Here is an 11,305-nt window from a genome sequence, read left to right on the forward strand (position 1 = left end):
GCCCCCGGCTCCCACGTCGGGCGTATCTTCGGGCGGGTGAGTCGACAGCACCACCGCCCCATGACGCCCGGCGCGGGCTTCTTCGCCGAGATCGTCGGCGGCACCGACCCGGCGCTCGTGACCGAGGCCGCGGACCGGGCCGCCCACCTGCTGGTGCGCGGGGCGCGCGAGAGCGCCGACGCGGCGGTGGCGGACCGGCTGCTCCACCTGGCCGACACCGAGGGCATCGAGACGATCGCCGAGGTCTGGTCCGGGGCGCCGGCCGACTCCCTGGCGGGGGCGCTGTGGCGGCTGTTCCTGCTCCGCTCCTGGGTCCACGCCGAGCCGGTCGCCGTGGCGCGGGAGTTCGAGGCCGGCCGTTCCCGGGCGCAGGTGGCGCGGGTGGTCGCGGGCGTGGCCGACCCCCCGGGGCCCGAGCAGCTGAGGTCGATGGTCGACGAGGTGCTCCGGGGGATCACCAGCAGCGACTTCGCCGACGTGCTGCTGCGCGCCGCGGCGTTCGCCCGCGTCGTGGCGACGGGTCGGGCGCACCTCGCCGAGCCGTCGGAGGCGGAGGTCCGGCGGATGCTGGTGCTCTCCGAGCAGCTGGAGGCGGCCGGTCACTCGGAGCTGGCCCACCGCCTCCAGTAGGTCGTTACACTGGAGCACGAGCACGTCGGGCCGCGGCAGCCCCGGGTCCCACAATTAGCCGCTACGAGCGGCCACGCGCCGTGAGGCGCTCCCGGTCCGGCGTGCTCGTCAGTCTTCTCGGGCCTGTCAGCCTTCGAAGGTCGCCGCGATGCGGCGCACGGCCTTGCGCGTCGGGTCCCAGCCGGAGGGCCAGGTCCGCGCGTCGGTCGCGACCTCGACGACCACGAGCCAGCTCCCCTTGCGCACGATGCCGAGACCGGCGGTGCGCATGCCCGCGGCCGCGGAGCCGTCGGAGGGGCGGTACGCCGCGACGTACGCCTCGCCGTGGCCGGTGCGGACCGGCACCGGCTCCAGCGCGCCGACGTCGGACCGCCGGCCGCCGAGCTCCTCGGCGCAGTCTGCCCGCCACGAGCGCAGCACCTCGTGCGCCCGCCAGGTGGAGGTGCGGTCGGGGAACCGGGCCACGACCTGGGTGACCCGCGCGCGGCCGTCGGCGGTCTCGGAGGTACGGCGCACGGCGTCCAGCGCGCCGATGTCGACCAGCGACGCCCGCTGGCACGCACCGACCGGCCCGCCACCGGCGTCGTCGGTCGTGCGGGCCCAGGTGAGGTCGCGCCCCAGCCGGGGAAGTCGGTCGGCGGGGAGGAGGTGGGACCGGGACGGCTTGGCCAGCGGTACGGCGGACTCGATCGGCACGAGGGTCCGCTCACGCCGCGGCTTCGCCGTCGGAGGTGTGCTGGTCGAGGCCGTCGGCGGAACGGCGGTCGCGGTCGCGGAGGCGCTCGCGGTCGGCCGCCCTTCAGCGGGGTCGGCCGTCGGAGGCGGCTCGGAGCCACCGCACCCGGAGACGGCCAGAGCGGTGACGGGAGCGAGGACGAGGGCAGCGAGGAGCGACGCGCGGGGAAGCACGCTCCATCGTAGGTAGCGCAGGCGTCGCACGGCGGGTGCGACATGCCGTCGGGGGGTGACGACCGCTCGGTAGGGTGGCCGGACGCGTCCGGACCCGGTCGCGGTGGAACGTCGGGCGGCCGAGGTGGCCGTGGCGAGCAGGAGGTGCGGGGCGTGGTCCGAGGAGGCAGGGCAGTGGCCGGCCTGGCCGTGGCGTGCTCGCTCCTGCTGGCCGGGTGCACCGGCGGGACCTCCGAGCCGCCCGCCGGCCCGAGCCCGTCGGCGGACGCGAAGCCCGCCCGGCTGCTCTTCGGCGTGTGGGGCGAGCCGGACGAGATCAGCGCCTACCAGGCCATGGTCGACACCTACAACGCGACGGCGGAGGACAGCCAGGTCGAGCTGCGGTCCTGGACCAACCGGCAGGCGCTGGCCGACGCCCTCCGCGCCGGTGGCCGCATCCCGGACGTCTTCCTGGCCTCCCGGCGCGACTTGGCCTGGCTCCTCGAGGAGGGAATCACCCGGCCCGTCGACGAGCTGCTGGACGAGCGCGGCACCGACTTCGGCGACGGCTACTCCCGCGACGCCCTGCGGGCGTTCTCCACGGAGTCCCGGCTGCAGTGCATGCCCTACGGCATCTCGCCGATGGTCCTCTACTACAACACCGACCTCGTCGACTTCGACCGGATGCGCGCCCGCGAGCTGCCCGCGCCGGACGACGAGGAGGACCGGCGGTGGACCTTCGAGGAGTTCGCCGCCGCCGTCGACTTCGCGACCCGGCCCCGGCGGGGGACCCGCGGGGTCCACGTGGAGCCGACCCTGCAGGGGCTGGCGCCGTTCGTGGAGAGCGGCGGGGGCGACGTCTTCGACGACGACACCACGCCGACCTCCACGGCGTTCTCGAGCGAGGAGAGCAGGGAGGCGCTGACCCGGACGCTCGAGCTGCTGCGCAACCCGCAGGTGACGCTGACCGAGGACCGGCTCCGCCGCGCGACGCCACTGGAGTGGTTCAAGCAGGGCCGCCTCGCGATCCTGCCGGGCTTCCGCTCGTCGGTCCCCGAGCTCCGGCACGTGCCGGGGCTGCGCTTCGACGTGATGCCCATGCCCACCTTGAGCACCGCCGCCACTGTCGGCGAGATCAGCGGCCTGTGCCTGTCCGCGCGCTCCGAGAGCATCCCCGAGGCCGCCGACTTCCTCGTCCACGCCACCTCGACCGAGTCGGTGGAGCGGGTGGCCCGCTCCGGCTACCTGATGCCGGCCAACCTGGAGGTCGCGCTCTCCGAGGCGTTCCTGCAGCCCGGCCGTGCGCCCGCGCACGCCGCGGTCTACACCGACTCCCTGCGCGCGCTCTACCTGCCGCCGATCCTCGACGACTGGGATGCGTTGACGGCCGCGGTCGAGGACGAGATCCGCTCGTTGGTCACCTCCGCGCCCGACCTGGACCTCGAGGCGGTCACCGAGGAGATCGACCTCGAGTCGCGCCGGGTGCTCGACCCCGAGGGCTACGCCGAGGAGCTCGCCGAGCTGGAGGAGCAGGCGCAGGAGGAGGCCCCCGAGTCCGGCGAGGACGGCGGCGAGGAGCCGACGGACTGAGGCGCAGCGGGCCGCTCGAGGCAGACGGTGCGGGCGGCCGTCGCCGATCAGTCCGCGTCGGTCGGCGGCGCCTCCTGCGGCGCTTCCTGCGGCGCGGCGTCGGCGTCGAGCACGGCCTGCACGATCACCGGCGCGGCCAGCGCGATCTGCCACGAGCGGGCGCCGTACCCCTGCAGCATCGCGACCACCGCGTCGAGCAGCTCGCCCGGCTCCCGGGTCGCGGGCGGCGTCCACAACGTGCGACGCAGGTAGTCGGGGGTGAGCAGGTTCTCGACCGGCACGTCGTGCTGCTCGGCCAGCGCGGTCATCGCCTCGCGCGCCAGCTGCAGCCGCGTCGCGGCGACCGGGTCCTTCTCGGCCCAGGCGCGCGGGAGCGGCGGGCCGTCGCCGCGCGGGCTCCGGCTCGGCAGGTCGGCGTCGTCGAGGGCGGCGACCTCGCGCAGCGCGGTGACCCACCGGTTGGCGTACCGCTCGGCGCCGCGGCCGTGGAACCCCTTGGTCCCCAGGAGGGCGCTCCGGTCCTGCGGCATGGCGGTGGCGGCGGCGATGATCGCGGCGTCCGGGATGATCCGGCCGGGCGTGACGTCGCGCTGCTCGGCGATCTCGTCGCGCAGCTGCCACAGCGCGCGGACCGCCGCGAGGGCGCGACGGCCGCGGACGCGGTGCAGGCCCGAGGTACGCCGCCACGCGTCCACGCGGGCCGGCTGCTCGAAGGAGCGGAGGTGGTCGAACTCCTGGCGCGCCCACTCGTCCTTGCCCGCGGCCACCAGCTCCGCGGCCAGGGCGTCGCGCAGCTCGACGAGGACCTCGACGTCGAGCGCGGCGTACTCCAGCCACGGCGCCGGCAGGGGGCGGGTCGACCAGTCGACCGCGGAGTGCTCCTTCTTCATCCGGAAGCCGAGCACCGTCTCGACCAGCGTGCCGAGGCCCACGCGCGGGTAGCCCAGGAGCCGGCCGGCGAGCTCGGTGTCGAAGAGGGCGTGGGGCACCAGGCCGACCTCGGCGAGGCAGGGGAGGTCCTGGGTGGCGGCGTGCAGGATCCACTCCGTGCCCTCGAGGGCCTCCTGCAGGGGTGCGAGGTCGTCGAACGCGATCGGGTCGACGAGGGCCGTCCCGGCGCCCTCGCGGCGCAGCTGGACGAGGTACGCGCGGCTGGAGTAGCGGTACCCGGAGGCGCGCTCGGCGTCGATGGCGACCGGGCCGCTGCCCGCCGCGACGAGCTCGCAGACCCGGGCCAGGGCCTCGGGCGAGTCGACCACCGGAGGCAGGCCGTCGCGCAGCGTCAGCAGCGGGGCCGGCTCGGGCTGGACCTCCTGGGCCCCGCCCTGCTGCTGGTCCTGCGCCTCGACGGCAGCTCCGTCCTCGGCTGGCTCCCCGGTCAACGTGCGGGGCCCCGCTGGCCGCGACGACTGGGCATCACGGTCACCCCGTCGGGAACGGGCGGCAGTCCGACCGCCGTGCACAGCAGCTCGCCCCAGGCCTCGACGTGGGGGCCGATGTCCGGACCGGCACCCGACGGGGAGCCGGCCGGCGCGCCCGGCGTCCAGGAGGCCCGCAGCTCGAGCTGGGCCGTGCCGCCCTCGTCGGCCATGCCGCCGAAGCTCTCGGTGGCGACGCGGGTGACGGTGCCGGAGACCATGGCGTAGGTCGCGCCGTGGGCGTCGAGGGCCTCGGTCAGCCAGGACCAGCCGACCTCGGCCAGCATCGGGTCGCTGACCATGTCGACCTCGATCTCGGCGCGTGCGTAGGCGACGCACCGGAAGGTGCCGTCCCACGCGTCGTTGCCGGCCGGGTCGTGGAGCAGGATGATCCGCCCGGTGCCGACGTCGGTGCCGTCGACCGTCACGTCGGCGCTGAGGGCGGCGGCGTACGGCGCGATCCGCTGCGGTGCGGGCATCTCCTCGCAGAGGACCTCGGGTCGCAGGCGGGCGGCGCGCATGCTGTCGACGGCGTCCCGGAACTCCGGCGGGCTCGCCGCAGCACCCGTCCCCGGATGCGTCTCCTGACGCACGACCATGGGTCCAGCCTAGGTCGCGGCGCTCGAACCGATGTGCGAACACGCCGGGCCGGGTGGGAGGCTTGTCCCCGTGAGCACCGCCACTCCTCCCGCCGACCGGCACCCCGGGCTCGCGGACAGCGCGTTCCTCAAGGCCGCCCGCGGCGAGCCGGTGCCGCACACGCCGGTCTGGTACATGCGCCAGGCCGGGCGCTCCTTGCCGGAGTACCTCGCGGTCCGCGAGGGCGTCGGCATGCTGGAGTCCTGCATGGACGCTGACCTGGTCACCGAGATCACGCTGCAGCCGGTGCGCCGGTACGGCGTGGACGCGGCCATCTTCTTCTCCGACATCGTGCTGCCGCTCAAGGCGGTCGGTGTCGACCTCGACATCAAGCCCGGCGTCGGGCCGGTGGTCGCCGAGCCGGTGCGCACGCTGGCCGACGTGGCGGCGATCCCCGACCTCACTCCCGAGCACGTGCCGTTCATCAGCCAGGCGGTCCGCCAGCTGACCGCCGAGCTCGGCGGCACCCCGCTCATCGGCTTCGCGGGCGCGCCGTTCACGGTCGCGTCGTACCTCGTCGAGGGCGGTCCGTCGAAGGAGCACGCGAAGACCAAGGCGATGATGTTCGGCGCCCCGGACGTGTGGGACGCCCTGATGCGCAAGATCGCCGGCATCGCCGCCACGTACCTGGAGGTGCAGGTCGCCGCCGGGGCCTCCGCGGTGCAGCTCTTCGACTCCTGGGCCGGCGCGCTGACGCCGGCCGACTACGCCGAGCACGTCATGCCCCACTCGGCGCGCGTCCTGGCCCGCGCCGGCGAGCTGGGCGTGCCGCGGATCCACTTCGGGGTCGGCACCACCAACCTGCTGGGCCTGATGGGCGAGGCCGGCGCCGACGTGGTGGGCGTCGACTGGCGTACGCCGCTCGACGCGGCGATCCCGCTGGTCGGCGGCCGCGCGGTGCAGGGCAACCTCGACCCGACCCTCGTCTTCGCGCCGACCGAGGTGATGACCGCCCGGGCCGCCGAGGTGATCGAGGCGGGCCGCGCCGCGCCCGGCCACGTGTTCAACCTCGGCCACGGCGTCATCCCCTCCACCGACCCCGACCAGCTGAAGCGGCTCACCGAGTTCGTGCAGGCTTATCGACCCACCGAAGTCTGAGCAGACCTTCGTTACACCTCCTGGGCGGGTGTCCGCAAGACCCGTCTTAGCGTAGGGAAATGGCCCGTGACGTCGTCCCCGGGCCGCCGTTCCCCGGTTGGAGGGCGCTCGTCGGCAGGCGCCTGTGACCAGGGAGGAAGCATGACTCAGCGCTCGACGTACCCCCCGACCGAGAGCAGGCGACGGCGCAGGCGGCGGATGGCCTCGGCCCTGCTCGCCACCTCCCTCGCCGTGCCTACCGGGATCCTCGCGGCGGCCGCGCCGGCTGCTGCAGCGCTCACCGGCCCGGCCAACGGAGCCGTCGTGTCCGGCAAGGTGGTCATCGCCGAGGGGCGTGGCGCCACCGAGGACTGCGTGAACGCCCCGAGCACCGTCGGGTCGAGGCTCGTGGTGACCCGAGTGGCCGACGGTGCGGTCGTCCACACCGCGAGCAAGTCGGGGACCGGCTCCTACTCGACCACGTGGAACAGCGTCGGTGCGCCCCTGGGTCGCTACCGCGTCCAGTCCTACGCCCGCGACGCGAAGAAGTCCGGGTTCCTCAACCTCGGCTGCACCCTCCAGGCGGAGCGACGGCTCTCCGACATCACCGTGACCCTGGAGAACAAGGCATCCGTCGCCGTGGCGCTGCCGGACTCCGTGGTCACCGGCGAGGAACTCGCCGTCACCGTGCGGACCACCGTGTCGGGCAGCGGCGTGACCGGGCAGGCGCTCGGCGGGCGCCACGTCGTCGTGACCGTCCCCGGTGTGGGAGACGTCGCGGTCGACACCGATGCCGCGGGCACGGGCACCGCGACCGTGGACCTCCCCGACCTGCCGGCGGGAGACCTCAAGGTCGAGGCGGCCGTGGAGTCCGACTCCTCCTACCTCGGCCAGGCGGCGTCGGCGAGCACCCGTGTGGTGGTGCGGTCGACGCAGACGGTCTACCGAGGAGCCAGCCGCGCCATGCCGGGCGGCAGCGCCGTCCTGGAGGGGCAGCTGCTCGACGTCACCCCCGGCAGCGACCGGTACGGCCAGCCGGTCCAGGACGAGCCGCTCGCACTCGCGCTCGGCGCGGACGTGGCCGACGTGCGCACCGTCGCGACCGGCCGCGCCGTCCGCACGGTGCCGGTCAGCGGCCCGTCGCGCACGCTCGCGGCCTCCGCGGTCTACCGCGGTGGCGAGGTCTACGGTCCGAGCTCCGACGCGATCACCTTCTACGTCAGCGAGGACGCTGCGGCGCCGGCTCCCACGGAGTCCGGCGTGATCGGCAACGTCACCGGCGCGCTCGGCGGCCTCGTCGGCGGGCTGCTGGGCGGCGGCACGACCTCCGGCGGCTCGACCGGTCTGACCGGTCTCCTGGCGGCCTTGACGGGTGGCGCCTGGAACGGCACGCCGCTCAGCTCGGTCACGGACGTGGTCGACGCAGGCCTGCTGCACGTGCTCGACGCGACGCAGCTGCGGGGAGTGCTCGACCACCTCCTGGGGGCCGTCGCCGACGGCGTGGACCGCTCGGGTGACCCGGTCGACCGGGCCCTGGACCGGATCCTGCGGACGGTCGGGGCAGGCACGCCGCTCGGCGCGGTGGTGGACACCGCGAGGTTCCAGTGGCGCGCCAGCTACGTCGCGGACGACGGCACGCGCCGGAACCGGGAGTTCGGTGCGTTCGTGGGAGCACCGGCGCCCCTGGACGTGACCGGCGACGGCACGGCCGACGTCCTGGCCAACGTCACGCTCACCGGGCTCGACCGAGCCGTCGCCGACGGGGACCCCAGTCGGGTGGTGCCCCGTCTCGAGGTGGCGCGGCTGGACGGCGCGCCGGACCGGCTCCCGCTCAGCCTGCAGGCGCTCATCGACCTGCCGGACGCGGACCAGCAGTACCGCTTCGGCTACGACGCCCGCGAGGGCGACGCCCCGGACGCGTTCCGAGCGGACGTCGTGCTGGCCGAGGGCGGTGCCGTGCTCGAGCTCACCAGCCGGGGCGCTGCGCCGGTCGAGGTCACCGGCGCGGTGGTGCCGACAGGTCAGGCGGAGCCCGCGCCGGAGGCGGGGGCTCCCGCGGAGCAGCGGTTCGCGGTCGGCTTCGACCGTGCGCCGGCCGGTGCCCGCATCGGCCTCAGCCTGAGCGGGGCCGGCGGGTCGGGCCAGGACCTCGCGGCGAGCCTGGAGGTCGACGAGCCGACGCGGGTGACCCTGCACCTCGCCGACGACAGTGGCGGGGACCGGGTGTTCCTCGCTGACGGCGTCCTGGACCGCGTCGAGGGTGACCTGGACCTGGAGCTCACCGGCACCGACGCAGGCGGCCTGGCCGCCTCGCTGACCAGCCCCAGCGGGCTGGCCTCGGTCTCCTTGGGCGCGCGTGAGCTCGAGGCCGGCCGCAGCGTGGAGGACATCAGCCTGGCGCTGACCGATGTGCCGACCGTCGTCGGGTTCACGCTCGACAGCGACGGTGCCGGCGAGCTGACCGCCAGCGGCCCGATCGGCGTCTTCGAGGCCGGCTACGCCTCGGGCCGCTCGATCGCCGAGCTCGACGACCCGGCGTACCTGCGTCTGCTGGAGTCCGGCGACGCCCGGTCGATCGGTCTGCGGCTCCCCGGCTTCGAAGGCATGTCGCTGGAGCTCGAGGACGAGATCGCCCTCGACCTCACCATGGCGCCGACTCCGTTGCGTGCCCTCGTCGACCAGGACGGCTTGGTGCTCGACGCCCGGATCCTCGACGCCCCCCGGTCGATCGGACTGGGGCTGTCGCCCGACGGCGCCGTCCGCGTCACCGGCTCCGCGCCGATCGACCTGGTGACCGTGCAGGCGTCCGACGACGGAGGCATCCTCGACGGCGCCACCGACCTGGACCTCCGGCTCGAGGACGTGCCAGGGCAGCTCGAGGTCGCCCTGGACGAGGGCGGCACGGTGCGGTTCGACACCGGTGGACAGCCGGTCGGCCTGCTCGAGCTGGACGCGCACGCCGGGGACCCGGTCACCGTCCCCGACGGCGCGGACGGGCTCGTGCTCGAGCGGTCGCCGACGGGGACGACGATCGCCGCCCGCATCAGCGGCCTGCGCGCGGTCTCGGCTGCGCTGGGCGACGCCCCTGAGCTGATGCTCGACACGGTGGCCGGTCAGGTCTTCGAGGTCTCGTTGCGCGAACGCGACGGCACGGGTGCGCTCAACGACGAGGTGCGGGCCACCCTGGACCACCTGGTCCCGCACATGCGGCTCGGTGTGGTCGACGACGGCTCGGGCGCGGTGTCGTTGCGCTACTCCGCCGACGAGCCCACCAACAGCCTCACCTTCGACATGGGTGACCTGTCCGGGTCGATCGGTGGACCGCTGCCGGCCGAGCTCGTGGTCTGCATGGCCGGTGACGAAGCCTGCCTGCCCGACCTCGGGATCGACGACCCTGGCCTGGGCTCCGTCCGCTTCGCCGCCAGCGAGCACACCACCGTCGACCTCGTCGACGGTGCCGGGGGGCTCTCCGCCGACGGTCTGCGGGTGCGGGTGCTGGAGCTGACCGGGTCGCTGGACGCCGACGACGGTGGCGACGTGTACCTCAACACCACCGAGTTCGGTGGGGAGTGCGGAAGCGAGGGATGCGTCCGGCCGATCCGCGGTGGCTCGGTCAGCGCCGACCTCGGCTCCGCCGGCCTGCTGTTCCGGCCGGGCAACGGCTTCTACGCCCACGATGCGCTGACCCGGCTGAAGCCGCGCAAGCTCTTCGGCCAGACGATCGGCGTGGAGGGCACCGGCGGGACCGGCGTGGTGCACTGCGTGTCCGACACCGCGCTGGACGTGACCGTCAGGGTCGCCGGGATCCCGCTCACGCTGGGCCTGGAGGACGCCATCTGCGACGTCGACCGGACGCCGTGACGACGCGGCGCTGACAGCGGCGACGGCCGTCCGCCTGGCCGGGTGGGCGGCCGTCGTCCGACGGTCCCTGGCGGTGGGGTCGGGCGGGTCAGCCGGCGGCGGGGTGGCGGGACCGGGCCAGCCTGCGCAGCCAGCGCGCGAGCGGCCAGCCCGGGATCGCGAGCAGGAGCGCGAGCGCCAGGAACGGCAGGAGGGCACCCGTGACGGTCGCCGCGCCGACCGCGAAGGAGACGAGGCCGCCCCACCCGGCGGAGAGCCCGGCGAGGAACCCCGCCTCCTCGGCCTTCGGACGGACCTCCTCCTCGACCGTGCGCTGGAGGCTGACCGTGATCGTGGCCATCGACGTCTGGTCGGCCAGGTAGTCCTGCTGCTTCTCCAACGATGCCAGGGCCGCCTGCCGACGGGTCAGCTGCGCCTCGATGGCGACGATGTCGCGGATCGACTGCGCGCGGTCCAGCAGCAGCTCGATCCGGCGGATGCTGCGCCGCTGGACCCGCACCCGGATGGCGACGTCGAGGACCTTCGTGGTGACGTCCTCGCTGCCCGTCTGCGCGCTCACCAGCTCAGCGACGTCCGAGAGCCCCTCGACGGCCTCGTCGAACGCCGCCGTCGGCACCCGCAGCACCATCCGGGACCGCTTGACCTCGCCGTCGTCGTCGGTCGCCGTCTCCTCCTCCGACACCTCGCCGCGGAGGCGGTCGACCACGCCGAGGACCTCCAGCCGCGTCTCGGCGACGTCGTCGGCGCGGAGCACGACGTTGCCGGTCGAGATGACCTTCCGCTCGATCGCGGCCTGCTCGCTCACGGTCCCGGCCGCGTCCTGGTCGGAGGCGGCACGGCCCAGGTCGTCGAGCGACTCAGCCGCCGTCCCGTCGGCGAACGCCGCCGCGCCGCCGACGCCGTCGCGGGCCGCGGCCGGCGCGTCCTGCGCCGCCGACGCCGGTCGGCCACCACCGTCCGCGCTGCCGCTCTCCCCGCTGCCGGCCCCGCTGCCAGCCCCACCGCCGGCCGAGCAGGCGGCGCCCGCCAGCGTGGTGAGCGCGACCAGCGCGACCGCGGCTCGCCGGGCACCCAGCCGGGCACCCAGCCGGGCGCGGGATCGCGGCGTGGAGGACGGAGGAGGGCCGGGCACGCCGGTGACGGAGGTCATGCGGGTGTGACGCCGACGCCCGGGCGCCGGTTCCCGCCCGGGTGGGAGGCTG

The 11,305-nt window shown here is 75.0% G+C and carries 8 protein-coding genes; 4 read left to right on the forward strand and 4 right to left on the reverse strand.

Annotated elements, in window-relative coordinates:
- Positions 1-36 precede the first annotated feature (36 nt).
- The gene (locus ACSMHG_RS12565; protein WP_435745475.1) at positions 37-630 is read left to right on the forward strand and encodes a hypothetical protein; all 594 of its coding nucleotides are present in this window, start codon (positions 37-39) and stop codon (positions 628-630) included.
- A gap of 126 nt (positions 631-756) precedes the next feature.
- On the opposite strand, the gene ACSMHG_RS12570 is transcribed toward ACSMHG_RS12565, so the two are convergent.
- On the reverse strand, positions 757-1,326 hold the full coding sequence (locus ACSMHG_RS12570; protein WP_435745477.1) for a hypothetical protein: 570 nt from the start codon (positions 1,324-1,326) through the stop codon (positions 757-759).
- A 387-nt stretch (positions 1,327-1,713) separates the two neighbouring features.
- Here ACSMHG_RS12570 and ACSMHG_RS12575 point away from each other — a divergent pair, with 387 nt between their 5' ends.
- Complete coding sequence (locus ACSMHG_RS12575; protein ID WP_435745479.1) at positions 1,714-3,108, forward strand: ABC transporter substrate-binding protein; 1,395 nt, start codon at positions 1,714-1,716, stop codon at positions 3,106-3,108.
- A gap of 47 nt (positions 3,109-3,155) precedes the next feature.
- Here ACSMHG_RS12575 and ACSMHG_RS12580 read toward each other — a convergent pair whose 3' ends face one another.
- Positions 3,156-4,490 (reverse strand): HRDC domain-containing protein, encoded by a 1,335-nt coding sequence (locus tag ACSMHG_RS12580; protein WP_435745481.1) that lies wholly within the window; start codon positions 4,488-4,490, stop codon positions 3,156-3,158.
- Positions 4,487-5,125: a DUF3000 domain-containing protein gene (locus tag ACSMHG_RS12585; RefSeq protein ID WP_435745483.1), complete on the reverse strand. Its 639-nt coding sequence runs from the start codon at positions 5,123-5,125 to the stop codon at positions 4,487-4,489. The genes ACSMHG_RS12580 and ACSMHG_RS12585 overlap by 4 nt, the downstream gene beginning before the upstream one ends.
- 70 nt (positions 5,126-5,195) lie before the next feature.
- On the opposite strand from ACSMHG_RS12585, the gene hemE reads away from it, so the two are divergent.
- A complete protein-coding gene (gene hemE / locus ACSMHG_RS12590) occupies positions 5,196-6,263 on the forward strand; it encodes a uroporphyrinogen decarboxylase (protein WP_435745486.1) in 1,068 nt (355 codons plus the stop codon).
- A gap of 141 nt (positions 6,264-6,404) precedes the next feature.
- A complete protein-coding gene (locus tag ACSMHG_RS12595; RefSeq protein WP_435745489.1) occupies positions 6,405-10,103 on the forward strand; it encodes a hypothetical protein in 3,699 nt (1,232 codons plus the stop codon).
- Positions 10,104-10,191: 88 nt separating this feature from the next.
- On the opposite strand, the gene ACSMHG_RS12600 is transcribed toward ACSMHG_RS12595, so the two are convergent.
- Entirely contained in the window at positions 10,192-11,253 is a 1,062-nt protein-coding gene (locus ACSMHG_RS12600) for a DUF4349 domain-containing protein (protein ID WP_435745492.1), read from the reverse strand.
- Positions 11,254-11,305: the final 52 nt, after the last annotated feature.

Source organism: Nocardioides ureilyticus (assembly GCF_051280745.1).
Lineage (GTDB): Bacteria > Actinomycetota > Actinomycetes > Propionibacteriales > Nocardioidaceae > Nocardioides.